At 65.2% G+C, this 16151-nt stretch carries 16 protein-coding genes; 10 read left to right on the top strand and 6 right to left on the bottom strand.

The window, feature by feature from the left end:
- Window positions 1–40: 40 nt before the first annotated feature.
- The 5 genes from derI to WJ542_RS22930 all read left to right on the top strand — a co-directional run bounded on the left by derI (window position 41) and on the right by WJ542_RS22930 (window position 4915).
- Complete coding sequence (gene derI, locus WJ542_RS22950; RefSeq protein ID WP_027796730.1) at window positions 41–493, top strand: D-erythrulose-4-phosphate isomerase; 453 nt, start codon at window positions 41–43, stop codon at window positions 491–493.
- A gap of 82 nt (window positions 494–575) precedes the next feature.
- Window positions 576–2117 (top strand): FGGY-family carbohydrate kinase, encoded by a 1542-nt coding sequence (locus WJ542_RS22945; protein ID WP_411191778.1) that lies wholly within the window; start codon window positions 576–578, stop codon window positions 2115–2117.
- A complete protein-coding gene (locus tag WJ542_RS22940) occupies window positions 2114–3853 on the top strand; it encodes a glycerol-3-phosphate dehydrogenase/oxidase (RefSeq protein WP_411191777.1) in 1740 nt (579 codons plus the stop codon). Before WJ542_RS22945 ends, WJ542_RS22940 begins: the two co-directional genes overlap by 4 nt.
- Before the next feature lie 102 nt (window positions 3854–3955).
- Entirely contained in the window at window positions 3956–4528 is a 573-nt protein-coding gene (locus tag WJ542_RS22935; RefSeq protein WP_411191776.1) for a BON domain-containing protein, read from the top strand.
- Between the two features lie 108 nt (window positions 4529–4636).
- Window positions 4637–4915, top strand: a complete 279-nt coding sequence (locus WJ542_RS22930; RefSeq protein WP_411191775.1) for a hypothetical protein — start codon at window positions 4637–4639, stop codon at window positions 4913–4915.
- A 40-nt stretch (window positions 4916–4955) separates the two neighbouring features.
- Here the strand turns inward: WJ542_RS22930 and WJ542_RS22925 are convergent, their stop codons facing one another.
- Window positions 4956–6152, bottom strand: a complete 1197-nt coding sequence (locus WJ542_RS22925; RefSeq protein WP_411191774.1) for a helix-turn-helix transcriptional regulator — start codon at window positions 6150–6152, stop codon at window positions 4956–4958.
- Between the two features lie 366 nt (window positions 6153–6518).
- Between WJ542_RS22925 and WJ542_RS22920 the strand changes: the two genes are divergently transcribed.
- The 3 genes from WJ542_RS22920 (at window position 6519) to WJ542_RS22910 (ending at window position 9291) form a co-directional block, all read left to right on the top strand.
- Entirely contained in the window at window positions 6519–6746 is a 228-nt protein-coding gene (locus WJ542_RS22920; RefSeq protein ID WP_411191773.1) for a hypothetical protein, read from the top strand.
- A 101-nt stretch (window positions 6747–6847) separates the two neighbouring features.
- The gene (locus tag WJ542_RS22915) at window positions 6848–7138 is read left to right on the top strand and encodes an H-NS histone family protein (RefSeq protein WP_411191772.1); all 291 of its coding nucleotides are present in this window, start codon (window positions 6848–6850) and stop codon (window positions 7136–7138) included.
- A gap of 551 nt (window positions 7139–7689) precedes the next feature.
- Window positions 7690–9291 carry a peptide chain release factor 3 gene (locus tag WJ542_RS22910; protein ID WP_411191771.1) on the top strand — a complete coding sequence of 534 codons (1602 nt, stop codon included), beginning with the start codon at window positions 7690–7692 and terminating at the stop codon, window positions 9289–9291.
- A 70-nt stretch (window positions 9292–9361) separates the two neighbouring features.
- Here the strand turns inward: WJ542_RS22910 and yedF are convergent, their stop codons facing one another.
- The 5 genes from yedF to frmR all read right to left on the bottom strand — a co-directional run bounded on the left by yedF (window position 9362) and on the right by frmR (window position 13158).
- A complete protein-coding gene (gene yedF / locus WJ542_RS22905; protein WP_411191770.1) occupies window positions 9362–9601 on the bottom strand; it encodes a sulfurtransferase-like selenium metabolism protein YedF in 240 nt (79 codons plus the stop codon).
- Window positions 9601–10821 carry a selenium metabolism membrane protein YedE/FdhT gene (gene yedE / locus WJ542_RS22900; RefSeq protein ID WP_411191769.1) on the bottom strand — a complete coding sequence of 407 codons (1221 nt, stop codon included), beginning with the start codon at window positions 10819–10821 and terminating at the stop codon, window positions 9601–9603. The genes yedF and yedE overlap by 1 nt, the downstream gene beginning before the upstream one ends.
- Before the next feature lie 34 nt (window positions 10822–10855).
- Window positions 10856–11686, bottom strand: a complete 831-nt coding sequence (fghA, locus tag WJ542_RS22895) for an S-formylglutathione hydrolase (protein ID WP_411191768.1) — start codon at window positions 11684–11686, stop codon at window positions 10856–10858.
- 18 nt (window positions 11687–11704) lie between these two features.
- Window positions 11705–12814 carry an S-(hydroxymethyl)glutathione dehydrogenase/class III alcohol dehydrogenase gene (locus WJ542_RS22890; protein WP_411191767.1) on the bottom strand — a complete coding sequence of 370 codons (1110 nt, stop codon included), beginning with the start codon at window positions 12812–12814 and terminating at the stop codon, window positions 11705–11707.
- A gap of 68 nt (window positions 12815–12882) precedes the next feature.
- Entirely contained in the window at window positions 12883–13158 is a 276-nt protein-coding gene (frmR, locus tag WJ542_RS22885; RefSeq protein ID WP_411191766.1) for a formaldehyde-responsive transcriptional repressor FrmR, read from the bottom strand.
- Between the two features lie 298 nt (window positions 13159–13456).
- Here frmR and WJ542_RS22880 point away from each other — a divergent pair, with 298 nt between their 5' ends.
- Window positions 13457–14425, top strand: a complete 969-nt coding sequence (locus tag WJ542_RS22880; protein ID WP_411191765.1) for a helix-turn-helix domain-containing protein — start codon at window positions 13457–13459, stop codon at window positions 14423–14425.
- Between the two features lie 132 nt (window positions 14426–14557).
- The gene (locus tag WJ542_RS22875; protein WP_411191764.1) at window positions 14558–16141 is read left to right on the top strand and encodes a GMC family oxidoreductase; all 1584 of its coding nucleotides are present in this window, start codon (window positions 14558–14560) and stop codon (window positions 16139–16141) included.
- Window positions 16142–16151: the final 10 nt, after the last annotated feature.

Below are 16151 nucleotides of genomic sequence, written 5' to 3'. Positions count from 1 at the left end.
GTCGCCGCGCGGTTGCCATCCAAAACTGAAGGAGATCATCGTGAAGCTTGCAATTGCCGGAGACAGCGCGGGGGCCGGGCTCGCCCATGTGCTGGCGGAATATCTCAAGGATCGGTTCGACGTTTCCGAGGTATCGGAAAACGACCAGGGTAATCAGGAGTTCTATGCGGATCTGTCCGACCGCGTGGCGTCGGACGTGGTGCGCGGCGCTTACGACCGGGCTATCCTGATCTGCGGCACGGGAATAGGCGTTTGTATTTCCGCCAACAAGGTGCGCGGGATTCGCGCGGCGTTGTGCCACGACACCTATTCCGCGGAACGCGCGGCGCTCTCGAACAACGCGCAGATCATCACCATGGGCTCGCGCGTGATCGGGCCCGAAGTGGCCAAGGCCATTGCCGATGCCTTTCTCGCGCAGACCTTCGACGAGAACGGCCGAAGCGCGGGCAACGTGACGGCGATCAACGCGGTCGATTCGAAATACCGCCGATAGACCGCCGATAGGCGTGGGCGGTTGGGGCTCCTTGTCGTGACGGAGCCGATCGCAGCTGCCGAACGGGCGTACCGGAGACACGATGGAGACGTATCTGCTCGGCCTCGATAGCGGGTCGACCGCCACCAAGGCCGTTATCTTCGACACCGCGGGCCGTACCGTGGCGGTGGGGTCGCGGCGTGTGGAGCAGCGGCAGCCGCGTCCTCGCCACGTCGAGCGGGACATGAACGAGACCTGGGCGGCGGCGGGCGCGGCGATTCGCGATGCGCTCGAATCCTGCAAGATTCCAGCGGACGCCATTGCGGCTGTCGGAGTGACGGGGCACGGCGACGGGCTTTACCTCGTCGACCGCGAAGGGGCGCCGCTCGGCGCCGGAATCCTGTCGCTCGACAGCCGGGCCTCGGAGGTCCGCGATCAATGGCGCGACACCGGCGTGCTGCAACAGGCGCTGGAACTCACCGGGCAGCGTCCCTATCCGTATGCCGCCGTCAGCCTGCTCAAATGGATCGAGCTCAACGAGCCGCAGCGGTATGCGCGAATCGGGCATGTGTTCTTTTGCAAGGACTGGCTGCGTTTCTGTCTGACCGGCGTGCCGGCGACCGATCCCACCGAAGCCAGTTCCTCCTTCACCGAGGTCCGCACGCAACGCTACGGTAATGCGGTCCTCGAGCTTTACGGTATGGCGCCCCTCGGCCGCGCGCTGCCGGAAATCGTGCCGTCCGCCGCGCCGGCAGGACGCGTCACCGCGCAGGCCGCGCGGCAGACCGGGCTGAAAGAGGGCACGCCGGTCGCGTGCGGATTGCACGACGTCACGTCGAGTGCCGTGGGAATGGGCATTACGGAGCCGGGCACCGTCTCGATTACGGCGGGGACGTTCAGCATCAACGAGATCCTTTCCGATCGTCCGCAATGGGATCCGCGCTGGTCGTGCCGCAACGGCACGCGTGACGGCCAGTGGATGAACATGTCGATTTCTCCGGCCTCGTCGAGCAATGTCGACTGGTTTCTGCGGGAGTGCTTCGCGCTCGAAGCGCAACAGGCGGCGCAACGGGGGGGCTCGCTGTTCGACTTGATAGAGGACGAATTGCAGGCCGCATTTGCTGAACCGAGTTCCGTCATGTTTCATCCGTTCCTGTTCGGATCGCCGTTCGAGGAGTCCGCAAGCGCGTCATTCTTCGGAATCCGAAGCTGGCATCGTCGCGCCCATCTGGCGCGGGCCGTGCTCGAAGGCACCGTTTTCAATCACCGCTACCACGTCGAAGCGCTGACCAGCGCCTTTGCCGCGCAGCGGGCGGGCCTGACGGGAGGCGGGTCGTCAAGCCCCATGCTCGCGCAACTGTTCGCCGACATTCTGGGGATACGGATCGATATTCCCGAAAGCCAGGAAGCCAGCGCGCTCGGCGCAGCGCTTTGTGCGGGCGTGAGTACGGGGGTGTATGCGTCCTTGCCGCAGGCATGCGCGCAAGCCTGCCGGGTCCGGCGGACGCACGAACCGGATCGGGACCGTCACAACCAGTTCAGCGAAGCGTACGACCTCTACATGCAGCTTATTTCAGGCACGCGCCCGTCATGGCCGGCGCTCGACCGGGCCGCCGTGGCGCACGGTTCGCGAGACGGCCGATGATGCAGCGAACGCGCGAATCCGCTCTGGAGAGGCTGGCACGGCAACCGCGTGTCGGCGTGCTGATCGTCGGCGGCGGCATCAACGGCGCTGGTGTGTTCCGCGACTTGTCGTTGCAGCAGGTCGATTGTCTGCTGATCGACAAGGGGGACTTTGCCTCCGGCGCGAGTTCGGCCCCCTCGCGGCTGATTCACGGCGGCCTGAAGTATCTCGAGACAGGGGAATGGCGGCTCGTTGCCGAATCCACGCGGGAGCGCAACCGGCTGCTAAGGAATGCGCCGCACTTCGTGCTGCCTCTGGAGACCGTGCTGCCGATCCATTCGTTCTTTGGCGGCATCGTCCCTTCCGTGCTGCGATTCTTCGGTATGCAGACGAAGCTGGCCGACCGCGGAGCGATCATTTCGAAGCTCGGCCTGACCCTCTACGATTTCCTCGGACGTCACGAGCGCAGCATGCCGCGGCACCGGCTCGCGCTGAGAGCGCGTTCCCTGCGGGAGCTGCCCTCGCTCGATCCCACCATCAAGGCCACCGCCACCTATTTCGACGCCCAGGTGACCCAGGCCGAACGTCTCAACTACGAACTCGTCGCTGACGGCATGACCGCCGGCGACGGCGCGCTCGCGGCGAATTACGTGACGGTCGACCAGGTGAAGGGGGAGACGGTCTGGTTACGCGATCTCGTCTCGGACCGGCGCTTTCCCGTCATGCCGGACGTCGTCATCAATGCCGGCGGCGCCTGGATCGACAGCGTGAACCGGTCGCTCGGCATTCAGCGCAGGTACATAGGCGGGACCAAGGGCTCTCATCTGATCGTGGACCAGCCCGAACTTCATGCGCAATTGCGCGGCCGCATGGTCTATTTCGGTTCGAAGGACGGCCGGATCTGCCTTGTCTATCCCTTCATGGGAAAGCTTCTCGTGGGGTCGACCGATCTGCGCGTGGAGGATCCCGACCAGGTGCGCTGCGAGGACAGCGAGGCCGAGTACATGCTCGGCGTGCTCAGGACCGTGTTTCCCGGCTGCGCGCTGACCGCTTCGAACATCGTGTTCCGCTACAGCGGCGTGCGGCCGTTGCCCTGGTCCGAAGCGGCGGACCCCGGCGAGGTCAGCCGCGATCATGTGGTACATGTCGATCACCTGCCCGAAACGCGCATTCCCGTGCTCTCGCTGGTCGGCGGGAAATGGACGACCTTCCGGGGATTTGCCGAATCGGTCGCCGACGACACGCTCCGGCGCCTCGGTCGGTCTCGCCGCGTCAGCACCCACGCGGAGGCGATTGGCGGGGGACGCGGCTTTCCACGCACGGCAGCGGAGCGGGCCGACTGGATCGCAGCACTTGCCGCGCGTTGCGGAATTTCGGCCGGGCGCGCCGAAACGCTGCTGTCGCGCTACGGCTCGACCGCAGCCGAAATTGCCGCATTTTGCTCGCGCAAGCACGATGGGTCCGACGACAAGCTGCTCACCGGCGCGCCCGGTTACACCGTGCGGGAGATTCGCTACCTGTGTCGATACGAAATGGTCGCGCATCTTGCGGATCTGCTCTTCCGTCGCACGACGATCGCGCTCGCCGGCCAACTGACCGGTTCCGTACTGGCCGAAACGGCCGCGATCGCTGCGGATGCGCTCGGCTGGGATTCGGCACGCACGCAGCAGGAAATCGAGACGGTTCGCGACATCGCGCAGCATCGCCACGGTATCGCGCTCAGCGATACCGAACTCGCGCAGGGATTGGGCATTTGACCGCCCGGACGCAGGTTGTCTGAACGATTTGCTTTGGAGACCGTAGCGGCCTATCCTGGGGGCTTGAGCGGCGCGCAGGCGCCGGCGACCAAGGAGGCGGCGATGAACCGGTTCGCAACGTCATACGGTTCGCGCGGCGGGCGGTTCGCACATGGGGCGCGGGCCGCCGCACTTCTCGTCTGTCTCGCCATCGGTCTTGCCGCGCAGGCGCAGGACCAGGCACAGACCGCACCGGACCCGCAGGCTGCGCGCAAGAACTGGTACAACGACCCGTTCTTTGCGCTTTCGAATGGGGTAAGCGCTTGCCCGCTGCCGCTCGGCCCGCTGATGACGCAGGCCGAAGCTCAGGACGACGCTCATTACCGCGTCGAACGCGGCACGAGTTGCTGGCTGGCCCACCAGTGCTCGAAGCCGAACGCCTATCTCTACGATGCCGACATTGCCGCTGCCGTCCGGCAGCAATTCCAGGGCGATGTCTTGCTGACCGGCACGAGCCTCTGGATCACGGTGCAACGGCGCTTCGTCTACGCGGAGGGTTGCGTGCCTGCCGCGTTCGACCGGGACGCGTTGCAGCGGCGCCTCGAAGCGATTCCCGACGTCGAGCAGGTATTCGTGCACGTCACCGCCGACCCGCGCGGCGCGCCCCCCTACCGGACGCTCGCGCGGCCCGATTGACCAGGGTCCTGATCCGCTTCGACGATCCGCCCCGTATCCCGCGCAGCGCTCTCGCGGCATGGCACAATCCCATCGTCGAAAAAACCAGAAGGCCCATCGGGGTTCACCATGAAACATCCAGGTTCGTCGTTGTTATCCGATATGCGCAGGCTGCCTTTCGTGGCGACCGCCTGTGTGGTCCTCGCCGCACTGTCCGCGTGCAGCAGCAGCCCGCCGCTGTTCCTCTCGGACGGCCGCCCGACCATCCAGGTGCAATGTCCGGCCGCCGGCGACCGCGATTCGTGTGCCCAGCAGGCCCGCGCGCGTTGCGGCGGTACTTACGACACCGTCAATACGTCCAGCGACGGCACTAATTACAACCTCGTCTTCGCCTGCAACGCGAAGTAACGCGAGATGGCGCGGGGTGGCATGAAGTTGTGCGAAGGCCCTAGCCTTTTTCCGCGGACCGCGCCGGCAGATGCAGCAGCAGGCGCAGCAGGTCCGGCTGGCGCCGTGTCGCGGTCTTCTGGAATACCGACTGCAACTGCTTGCGCACCGTGTCGTGCTGCACGCCTACGCGCGCCGCGATTTCCTTCTGTGTAAGACCCTCCACGAGCAGGTGCGCGATGCGGCATTCGGCGGGCGTGAGGTCGAAGGCGGCCGCGAGCACCTGCTGGTCCACGGGCGGCGCGGAGCGCGGGTGATAGAACGTTAGCGCCGCAATGGCGTCGGGCTCGGCGGCGCAGGCATCGCCGGCCGTCAGCACGTTGTAGAACACATAGAGCACCTCGGGACTGCTCGCCACCGGTGGCGCGAGCGGGAGCCCGCTACGCTCTTCGCGCTCGTCCGCCTCGTCGGCAACAATCCGGATCGCGCGAAACCGCGCCGCTGCGGCCAGCGCGCCACTGCCGCGAGCGCGCAGCCGCGCCTCGCTGATCGCGATGTCCTCCTGCAGCCGCGCCTGATGGGGCGCCGCGAGCGTCAGTTGGCGCGAGCGCATGCTCACGAGCGAGGTCGCGCGCAATAGCCGCAAGGCGGGCTCGTTGCTGTGCAGGACTTCGCCGTTCGCGTTCACGAGCATCGCGGGCGGCGTTGCGCGGTGCGCGAGTTCGGAGGCATTCAGCACGTAACGTTGCGCGCAGAGGCGCGCGACGCGCGTGAGATGCACGGTGAGCCGCTCGAGGAGGGCCCGCGCGTTCGCCGGCAGCGGACCCTGTATCTCGTCGCGCCGGCAGGCGACCATGATGGTCAGCGCGTCGCTGTCGATTAGCTTGCATATCGACACCTGACGATGGCCGGCCGCCAGTGTCGGCGGCTCGAACACGGGCTGCCCGGCTGTGTGTCGCGTGGCTGCGGTGTCGCTGAAATGCAACCATCGGGCGCCGGGAAACGTTCGCAGCCATTCCAGCCGGGTGTCCTCGTGATAAAGCGGCGGGATCAGCTCCAACGGCTCGATTTGTGAAATGTTAAATCCCGAGCCATAAGAAAAGAGTTTCATCTGGCGGTTGAACGCGCAAATGTGAACCGATGCGGCGCCGGTCGATTTCAGCAGTCGCGCGCAAAAATCTTTCCACGCGCCGGGATGATCGATTGCTTCGTAAATGGCGTGCAGCAGGCCGTCATATTGTGATTCGTCGGGTTCCACGGCTTTCTCATTACTCAAGGCGGACACCGGGCACCCTGCCGGGAAATGCGCCGTGCATATTTTTTCCACAAATGAGGAATATACAGGCGTTATGGCCGCCGTTAATCTTCGGTCCGGTTTGAAGCAAATACGGCATCAGGGTGAAGGAGGCGGCACAAGGCTTCTGTTCGGCAGGCAACGGAACATCGGCGGATTGAATCTTATCCTTGGACGTCGTGAAAATTCTGCCTGTCGTGCCCGACATTATCAAAAGAATGAGGGAAAGGGATATTCGGGTTATTGCGGCAAGAGGGCGGTAAAGCAGAAATTGCGTCAATGCGGGCGATGGATCGTTCTGAATAGAGGTCGTTATTACCGGGGGCAGCAGTGAATCACCATCAACTTGAAAAGGATATAGAGCATCTCGAACGTATTGTTTCGAGACTTTCCGGCGCAGATCGCATTCCGCTTTCTTATTGGCGCGGGCGCGTTGAAATGGTATCGAGTGCGAATCTTGTACCGGCGCAGGCGCAGCGCGTGAAGCGGCTAAACGAAGCGCTCTGCGCACTCGAGGATCGTGTACGCGAAAGCGAGCGCGGGGAGACCACCCGATAGCGCAAGTCGCGCGGGTTTTTCAAAAAAATTACGCAATTTGCCACGCTCTGGCTCCAAAACAGTCACAATACGGTTGTCGACTGAACCGGAGACTATTTTTTATGCCGAGCTACAAGCAATTGACCGCCCAACTGGAAAAGCTTCACAAGGAAGTGGCCGCGGCCCGCGAAAAAGAAGTTGCGCAGGCGATTGCCGACATCAAGGCGATGATCGCCGAGTACGAGATCACGCCGGAAGAACTCGGCTTTTCCAGCCGCGGGGCCACGCCGAAGAAAAAGTCCCTGCCGGCCCGCTATATGAATCCGAAAACGGGCGAAACGTGGAGCGGCCGCGGTCGGGCGCCGGGATGGCTGGCCGGCAAGAACCGCGACCGGTTCCTCATCGCGGAATAAGCGCCGCCGGGTTCCGCAGCTTCTTTCACGCTGTTGTTATCTCTCGCCGCGCCGGGTCTCCCGTAAAGGCTCACCCCGCACGGCATTCCCGCGGCGCTCACCCTGGGCGCCGTAGCACGCTGGAGCCGCGCGCTGTCGCGGCATCCTCGACCCCAGGTGCCGGCGATCGCGCTATCGTCTGGCGCACTCCACGGCCCGCAGGTCTTCCCGTAAAATCTCACCACCCACAGCACGGCGCGCCTGCCGCGAGTCTCGTCATGCACGGCATGTCGCCGTGCCGTCCACACGGGCGACTCGAACTTTGCGTCCGTGTGCCGCAATGCCGTGTATCATTCGTCCCCGGCGTCGTTTTGCGCCGGCGTGGGTCCCGAGTTTCGGACCGGTCGTGCGATTTTCCGCGACGCCGCATGCCGGCCCGCCCGCCGACGCTTTCCGGTTAGCGAACCCGGACGCCCCGAGGACCCGGACGGCCGCCCGCGCCGCCGTCCTTGCCGCAACCCGAGGAACTGTCCGGCCCGGTTGCCCGAATTCCATCAGTGATACCCAGCCCGATGTCAGTTGCCGAACTCAAACGCCGCCGCACGTTCGCGGTCATTTCTCACCCGGACGCGGGCAAGACCACGCTCACCGAAAAGCTGCTGCTGTTTTCGGGCGCGATCCAGATCGCCGGTACCGTGAAGGGCAAGAAGAGCGGCCGCTTCGCGACCTCCGACTGGATGGAGATCGAAAAGCAGCGCGGCATTTCGGTCGCGAGCTCGGTCATGCAGTTCGAGTACGGCGACGCGGTCATCAACCTGCTCGACACGCCGGGCCACGAGGACTTCTCGGAAGACACGTACCGCGTGCTCACGGCGGTGGATGCCGCCGTCATGGTGATCGACGGCGCGAACGGCGTGGAAGCGCAAACGCTCAAGCTGCTCGAAGTCTGCCGCAGCCGCAAGACGCCCATTCTCACGTTCATCAACAAGCTCGACCGCGAAGTGCGCGAGCCGCTCGACCTGCTCGACGAGATCGAGCAGCACCTCGGCGTTTCGGCCGTGCCCTTCACCTGGCCTATCGGCATGGGCAAGGAGTTTCAGGGCGTCTACGACATTCAGCGCGACCAGGTGCGCGTGTTCCGCGCGGGCGAGCAATCGCTCGGCGGCGCGGTGGAGACGCTGCAGGGCATCGGCGACGAGGAAGGCGAAAAGCGCTTCGGCTATCACTGGAAGCGCACCAAGGAAGAAGTCGAACTCATTACCGGCGCGACACCCGAATTCGACCGCGACGCGTTCCTCGCCGGCGAGCAGTCGCCGGTGCTGTTCGGGTCGGCGATCAACAACTTCGGCGTGAAGGAAATTCTCGACGCGCTCGTCGATCTGGCGCCGCCGCCGTCCGCGCGTATGGCCGTGCAGCGCCCGGTGGACCCGGAAGAGCCGAAATTCACGGGCGTGGTGTTCAAGGTGCAGGCGAACATGGACCTCGCGCACCGCGACCGCGTGGCGTTCATCCGCGTGTGCTCGGGCCGTTTCGAGCGCGGCATGCAACTGAAGGTCACGCGCAACAACAAGACCTTTCGGGCGAACAACGTGGTGAGCTTTCTCTCGCAGCGCCGCGAAACCGTGGCCGAGGCCTACCCTGGCGACATCATCGGCATTCCTAATCACGGTACGTTGAGCCTCGGCGATACGCTCACCGAAGGCGAAGATCTGCAGTTCACGGGCCTGCCGTTCTTCGCGCCGGAAATCTTCCAGACCATCGAAGTGGTGGATCCCATGCGCGCGAAGCAATTGGGCGAGGCGCTCAAGCAGCTTGGAGAGGAAGGCGCGATCCAGGTGTTCCGTCCGCTGCACGGCGGTTCGACGATTCTCGGCGCCGTGGGGCAACTGCAGTTCGAAGTGGTTTCGCACCGCCTGTCGGCCGAGTACAAGGTGGCCGTGCGCATCATGCCCGCGCGCTATCGCCTCTCGCGCTGGGTGACCTGCGACGATCCCAACGAGCTGCGCCGCTTCACCGATGCTTACGAGGCGCGGATGGCCTACGACGCGTCGAACGCCCCCACCTATCTGGCTTCGCACGTCTCCGAAATCGAGGTCGCGCAGAAGGCCTGGCCGAAGATCGTGTTCAACGAGCTGCGCGAGCACTCGGGGGCGCCGTTCCGCAAGACGAAGTAAAAGTAAAAGCGGGATTGGTCGCAAACCCCTTCGGGGGTTTTCTCGATTGCCGAGAATTCGGTCGGTATGCTTAACGCTGAATCCAGTAATGAATGGTCGGCCCGCGCTGTTCGACCTTGAGTACGCGGTAGCCGTAGCGCTGGGCGTCCGAAGGGATGCTGTTGATCGACTGCGGGCAATCGCTGAGCACTTCGAGTACTTCGCCGGGTTGCAGGCCCGGCATGGCTTCCAGCGTCGCAACGACCGGATAGGGACAAGGCTCGCCGCTCAGGTCGAGCCGGAAATCGGCGGTTGGGGTGTCGTTCGTCATCAGATGGCTCTCCCGGACTGGGGCTGGCTTGCCGCGCGCGATCGTGCGCGGTCGAGGAAGGTCTTTTCCCACCACAGCAGCAGGAAGAAAGCGACGACAAGGCCCGCATAGGTGACGATCAGGCCGCCCATGGGCCCGAACGCATTCAGCAGATTGACCTTCGGGTAGCGGAGCGCGAGCATGGGAGCGAGGCGATCCCACTGCGCGGCGAGCAGGGTGGCGCCGGCGATGTTGCCGATGCCGACCCACCAGTAGTGGACCTGGCCTTCCATCGCGCGGTACATCCAGCCCGTTTCGCAGCCGCCCGCAACCACAATGCCGAAGCCGAACAGCACGCCGCCGAGGATCGCATTCGGGCCCGCCCAGAAGATCTTGGGCGCGATGCCAAGCTGGACGTAGCTGAAGATCCCGATCGTGCTGGCGGCCATGCCGAGCACGATGGCACGCGCCATGGCCGTGCGGCCGGTGATCCACATGTCGCGGAACGCCGACGTGAAGCAGATTTGCGCGCGTTCGATCAGAACGCCGAATGCGATGCCGAATACCGCTGCGAGACCGAGTTTCTGGGCATTGAACGCAAGGCCGGTCGCGGCGGCAAGCGCTGCGCCGAACACGGCGATGCCGATACGGAATTGCCATGGCGACCGGACGACGGGCCCGGTGCCCGACTGGCCGGGCGTCACGCGTTCGAGTCGCGCGTTGGCGCGCAGGAAGGGCAGCAACGCCACGCGCGTGCCGAAATACGACCCGACGATGGTGGACAGCGCAAACAGCCACGCATGCAGCGAGAACTGGGGAATGCCGGTGAAAAACGCGGCGAGATTGCAGCCCATGGCGAGCCGCGCGCCGAATCCGGCAATCGCGCCGCCGGCCAGCGCCTGAACCACGCGGCGCTTGCGGCGCGGCAGCCGCAGCTTGACGTTGTTGGCCCAGAGAGCGGCGGACAAACTGCCGGCGAACATGCCGAGCACCATGACCCCATCGATACGGGTCCAGGGGGCGCCGTGCAGGCCTATGACCTTGAAGTAACCCCAGTCTTCGGGATGCAGGCCAAAGGCCTGCAGGATGTGCCCGCCCCAGCGGGTGAACTCGCCGGTGACGGCCCAGAAGGTGCCTGTTACGCCGAAATAGAACGCGGACAGCACGCCCGCGGTAACAATGGCGGGCAATGGCGCCCAGAACCGTACCAGATAGTCCTGCCGGATGCGGGACCACGTCATGCCCATGTCTCCAGAAATAAACGGGGTTTGCCGCTTAGCGCAGCGCTCCGGCATGAAAAGCCACGTGCTCGCCCATGAAGCTGGCGATGAAATAGTAGCTGTGATCGTAGCCTGCCTGGAGCCTCAACTGTAGCGGATAGCCAGCGGCGCCGCAGGCTGCCTGCAATAGTTGCGGCTTCAACTGGTTGGCCAGAAACTCGTCGCCCTCGCCCTGATCCACGAGTATCGGCAGGCGCTCGGAGACGGTGCTGACCAGCGCCGTCGCATCGTACTGCATCCAGGCCGCGCGGTCATCGCCGAGATAGGCGGCGAGCGCCTTTTGCCCCCACGGCACCTGACTCGGCGCAACGATCGGCGAGAACGCGGAGACGCTGCGGTAGCGGCCCGGATTGCGCAGCGCCACGACCAGCGCGCCGTGCCCGCCCATCGAGTGCCCAAAGATCGAACGCGCCTCGCTGGCCGGAAACGCCGCCTCGATCAGCGCAGGCAACTCCGCGCTCACGTAGTCGAACATCCGGAAATGCCGCACCCACGGCATTGCCGTTGCGTTGACATAGAAACCCGCACCCTGGCCGAGGTCGTAAGCCGGATCGTCCGCCACGTCGGTGCCGCGCGGGCTCGTATCGGGCGCGACGAGGATGATGCCGTGTTCGGCCGCGTAACGCTGCGCCCCGGCCTTGGTGATGAAGTTCTGCTCCGTGCAGGTCAGGCCCGAGAGCCAGTACAGCACGGGGCACTTCTCGCCCCGCAACGCGGGCTCGGGCAGATAGATGCCGAACTTCATCTCGCAGCCGAGGGCGGAGGAGGCGTGCTTCCAGACTTCCTGATAGCCGCCGTGGCTGGCGTGTCGCTCGATGCGTTCCATGGGGATCGGGTCCTTGGCTCAGTAGTGAACGACGGTCCGGATCGACTTGCCCTCGTGCATCAGGTCGAAGGCTTCGTTGATGCCCGAGAGCGGCTTCGTGTGGGTAACGAACGGGGCGAGCTGGATCTTGCCGCTCATCGCGTCTTCCACCATGCCCGGCAGTTGCGAGCGGCCCTTGACCCCGCCGAAGGCCGTGCCGAGCCACCGGCGGCCGGTGACGAGCTGGAACGGGCGGGTGGAGATTTCCTGGCCGGCTCCGGCCACGCCGATCACGACCGACTGGCCCCAGCCGCGATGCGCGCATTCGAGCGCGGCCCGCATGACGTTGACGTTGCCGATGCACTCGAAGCTGTGGTCCACGCCCCAGCCGGTCATCTCGACGATCACTTGCTGAATGGGCTTTTCGTGATCCTTCGGGTTCACGCAGTCGGTGGCGCCGAAGGCGCGCGCGAGGTCGAACTTGCCGGGATTGGTGTCGATGGCGATGATGCGTCCGGCCTTGGCGAGCTTCGCGCCCTGAATGACGGCGAGGCCGATGCCGCCAAGGCCGAATACGGCCACCGTGTCGCCTTCCTGCACCTTCGCGGTGTTCTTCACCGCGCCGAGGCCCGTGGTCACGCCGCAGCCGAGCAGACAGACCTGTTCGGGGTTGGCCTGGGGGTCGATCTTCGCAAGCGAAACCTCGGCCACCACGGTGTATTCGCTGAACGTGGAGCAGCCCATGTAATGGTAGACGGGCTGTCCGTTGTAGCTGAAGCGGGTGGTGCCGTCGGGCATCACGCCCTTGCCCTGGGTGGCGCGCACGGCCACGCAGAGGTTGGTCTTGCCGCTCTTGCAGAAGAGGCACTCGCCGCATTCGGCGGTGTAGAGCGGAATGACGTGGTCGCCCGGCTTCACGCTCGTCACGCCTTCGCCCACTTCGACGACGATGCCGGCGCCTTCGTGGCCCAGCACCGCGGGGAAGAGGCCTTCCGGATCGTCGCCCGACAGCGTGAAGGCGTCGGTGTGACACACGCCGGTATGGGTGATCTTGACGAGAACCTCGCCCTTGCGCGGCGGTTCGACGTCGATTTCGACGATTTCCAGGGGTTTGCCGGGTCCGAATGCAACGGCAGCACGTGATTTCATGGCAGTCCTATTGAAATGATAAATCGAAGTGTTGGATCGACGGCGCGACGCGCGGAGCCCGCCGGCGATTACCGCAAATAGGTTCGAACGAGGGTCACGACATCGTCGATCGATCCGGAAGCGTCTTCCGCCGACCCGGCGGCCTGCGTGAACTCCTCGCGCAGATGGCTTTCGAGCACGCCGGCCATCACCCCGTTGATCGCGCCGCGGATAGCCGCCAGTTGCTGCAGGACGGGCCCGCAGTCGGCGCCTTCTTCGAGCGCGCGCTCGAGCGCGTCCAGTTGCCCGCGAACCTTGCGGACGCGGGTGAGGACGCGTTTCTTTTCTTCGGGGGAATGTGGCATGACGTCGTGGAGTCGAGGTACCCGGGGGCAGTATAGGTCAATACTGGCCGGGAGTATACGTGGAGCCGGGAAGGAAACCCATCAAAAACCCATCAAGTCCCAGAAAGGCCGCCATTTACCGCAGACAAGAACGCAGCGCTTGACTGGCACGGACGTTGAGCTTGACCAGAACGGACGCGGTGGTCTGCCCGCTGGCACGCCGCCCCGGGCGGCGCGGCGGCCCGGGTATTTTCCCGATTGACGCCGTTCTGGCGCGTGCCGGAGACTGCGTCGCACAGACGGGCATCCGGAAAAAATCATGTCGGCCATCAACGATGAAATCGTCACGATTTCGACGCACGCGGTTCACGGCGACGAGCGCGCCAGGCTTTGGGTCGACCACGTCGCCCGCGCGCTGATCAACGTCGAATGCAGCGGCAAATCGTCGGAAGGGATCGACGCCACGCTGTGCAAGCGCGACCTGGGCCTCTTCCGGGCCTGCGATATCGTCGCGAACCGGCATGCGGTCGTCCGCACGCCGCACGACATTCGTGCCGACCAGCGCGACGCCGTGTTCATTTGCCTGATGAACGAAGGGCAGGGGTATACGTTCCAGGACGTCGAGTGCGTTACGCACGCTCCGGGCGACATCGTGCTCTACGACACGTCCGTGCCATACGGGCACGGCTTTCCCGCCGACATGGCGATGACCGTGATCGACGTGCCGCGCGACACGTTCGAAGCGCACGTGGGGCCATGGCGCTACCGGAGTCTCGTGAAGATCGATCGCGGCGACGGCGTGAATTCGTGGGCCGCGCAGCAGATCTACCGGCTGATCGGGCAACGGCACGATCAGCCGTTGCCCGCGCGCGAACAGATTGCCGCGAACGTGCTGGAACTCGTGCAGTCGATGCTGCGCATTCACGACGGCGACGCTTCGCTGACGAAGTCGACGGTCAACACGCTGTGGCGCGCGAAGGCCTTTATCGAAGCCCATCTCGGCGACGAGGATCTCGACTGTCATGCGGTCAGCCGCGCGCTTCGCCTCTCGCCGCGCCAGCTCGCGCGTGTGTTCGGCATCGAGGGCGTGCCGATTACCCGCTACATCCTCGCGCGGCGGCTCGAACGCTGCCGCGCCGATCTGCGCGACCGCGCGCTGAAACACCTGACGGTCAGCGAAATCGCCTTCCGCTGGGGGTTCAACAACAGCGCCCATTTCAGCCGCAGTTATCGCGCGCGTTTTGGCGAAACCCCCACGGATACGCGCCCGCTTTTATCTTCCCGCTGACCCTCTCCGCTCGCGTCCGCGGCGGGCAAGCCGCGCGTCCGCCACGGTCAAGCCCGTGCGTGGCCGCCTCGCTAAGCTGATCCTTCGGGCGGCGGTGTGCTTGCCGCCGCCAATCGAAGGAGAAGAAGCGGGATGGAGACGTACGACTATATTGTCGTCGGCGGAGGCTCGTCGGGGTGTACGGTCGCGCACAGGCTCGTGAAGGCCGGCAAGCGCGTGCTGATGCTCGAGGACGGACCGAAGGACGATAGCCTGTTCATCCGGATGCCGGCGACGTTCATCCGGGTGCTGGGCACCGAACGCACGACGATCTTCGAAAGCGAGCCGCAAGCGGGTGCCGCGGGTCGCCGGACCTTCGTGCCGCAGGGCCGCACGCTGGGCGGCGGCAGCTCGGTGAATGCGATGCTGTACGTGCGCGGCACGCCGCGCGACTACGACGAATGGGCCGCGCTGGGCTGCACCGGCTGGGCCTGGCACGACGTGCTGCCGGTGTTCAAGCGCTCCGAATCGCATATGCGGCTCTCCGGGCCTCTGCATGGAACCGAAGGACCCCTGAAGGTCAGCGACACGCGCTTTCGCCATCCGCTGAGCCTGGCCTTCGTGCAAGCCGCCCAGGAAACCGGCCTGCCGTATAACGACGACTTCAACGGCGAGGCGCAACATGGCGTGGGCTTCTATCACACCACGACGTTCAACGGCGAGCGCGGCAGCACCGCGGCGACCTATCTTGCCGATGTGATCGGCAGTCCGAACCTGCGCGTGATGACCGGCGCTCGCGTGACGCGGGTACTGTTCAGCGACCGCCGCGCGACGGGCGTCGAGTGGCGCACCGGCAGCGGCGAAACGGGCAAGGCGGCTGCGCGCGCGGAAGTCGTGCTGGCGGCTGGCGCGTTGGCCACGCCCCGGATCCTGATGCTGTCGGGCGTCGGGCCCGGCGGGCATCTGCGCGAGCACGGCATTCCGGTGGTCCACGACAGCGGCGACGTGGGCGCGAACTTTCAGGACCACCTCGAAGTGTCGATCTACGGAAACAGCCACGAGCCGATCAGCCTGCTCGGCCACGATCGCGGGTGGAAGGCCCTGAAGCACGGCGCGCAATGGATGCTGACCCGCACGGGCCTCTTGACGTCGAATGTCGTCGAGTCGGGCGCGTTCATCGACACGACCGGCGGCGATCGTCCCGACATCCAGTTCCACGTGCTGCCGACGCTGGTCGGCGACGTGGACCGCGAACCGCTGCCCGGACACGGTATCTCGATCAATCCCTGCATTCTGCGGCCGCGCTCGCGCGGCTCGGTGCGGCTGCGCAGCAATGATCCGGCCGCGCCGATCCTGTTCGACAGCGGGGCGCTCGCCGACCCGGCCGACGTGGACGTGCTGGTACGCGGCGTCGCGCTCGCGCGGCGCATTATCCGCGCGCCTTCGCTTGCGCGCGTCGTGAGCGAAGCGCACGCGTCGTTCGATCCACAGCAGCCGGCCGATGCGCAACTGGCCGACTATGTGCGGCGGCGCGCGAAGACCGTCTACCACCCGGCCGGCACCTGCCGCATGGGCGGCGATGCCGGCGCGGTGGTCACGCCGCGGCTGGAGGTCAACGGCGTGAGCGGGCTGCGCATCTGCGACGCGTCCGTCATGCCGCGCATCGTCTCGGGCAACACGAACGCGCCGACGATCATGATCGCGGAACGTTGCGCCGAATTCATGTTGAAGATATGAGGGAGTACGA

Source organism: Paraburkholderia yinzeri (assembly GCF_046581065.1).
Classification (GTDB): domain Bacteria; phylum Pseudomonadota; class Gammaproteobacteria; order Burkholderiales; family Burkholderiaceae; genus Paraburkholderia.
The sequence above is the reverse complement of the archived record's forward strand: the minus strand, read 5'-3'. Positions and strand labels throughout refer to the sequence as shown.

What these genes read in the sequence shown, in the direction of transcription:
- WJ542_RS22945 (WP_411191778.1), top strand. Translation starts at nt 576, where the DNA reads ATGGAGACGTATCTGCTCGGCCTCGATAGCGGGTCGACCGCCACCAAG.
- WJ542_RS22940 (WP_411191777.1), top strand. Translation starts at nt 2,114, where the DNA reads ATGATGCAGCGAACGCGCGAATCCGCTCTGGAGAGGCTGGCACGGCAA.
- WJ542_RS22935 (WP_411191776.1), top strand. Translation starts at nt 3,956, where the DNA reads ATGAACCGGTTCGCAACGTCATACGGTTCGCGCGGCGGGCGGTTCGCA.
- WJ542_RS22930 (WP_411191775.1), top strand. Translation starts at nt 4,637, where the DNA reads ATGAAACATCCAGGTTCGTCGTTGTTATCCGATATGCGCAGGCTGCCT.
- WJ542_RS22915 (WP_411191772.1), top strand. Translation starts at nt 6,848, where the DNA reads ATGCCGAGCTACAAGCAATTGACCGCCCAACTGGAAAAGCTTCACAAG.
- WJ542_RS22910 (WP_411191771.1), top strand. Translation starts at nt 7,690, where the DNA reads ATGTCAGTTGCCGAACTCAAACGCCGCCGCACGTTCGCGGTCATTTCT.
- yedF (WP_411191770.1), bottom strand. Translation starts at nt 9,601, where the DNA reads ATGACGAACGACACCCCAACCGCCGATTTCCGGCTCGACCTGAGCGGC.
- yedE (WP_411191769.1), bottom strand. Translation starts at nt 10,821, where the DNA reads ATGACGTGGTCCCGCATCCGGCAGGACTATCTGGTACGGTTCTGGGCG.
- fghA (WP_411191768.1), bottom strand. Translation starts at nt 11,686, where the DNA reads ATGGAACGCATCGAGCGACACGCCAGCCACGGCGGCTATCAGGAAGTC.
- WJ542_RS22890 (WP_411191767.1), bottom strand. Translation starts at nt 12,814, where the DNA reads ATGAAATCACGTGCTGCCGTTGCATTCGGACCCGGCAAACCCCTGGAA.
- frmR (WP_411191766.1), bottom strand. Translation starts at nt 13,158, where the DNA reads ATGCCACATTCCCCCGAAGAAAAGAAACGCGTCCTCACCCGCGTCCGC.
- WJ542_RS22880 (WP_411191765.1), top strand. Translation starts at nt 13,457, where the DNA reads ATGTCGGCCATCAACGATGAAATCGTCACGATTTCGACGCACGCGGTT.
- WJ542_RS22875 (WP_411191764.1), top strand. Translation starts at nt 14,558, where the DNA reads ATGGAGACGTACGACTATATTGTCGTCGGCGGAGGCTCGTCGGGGTGT.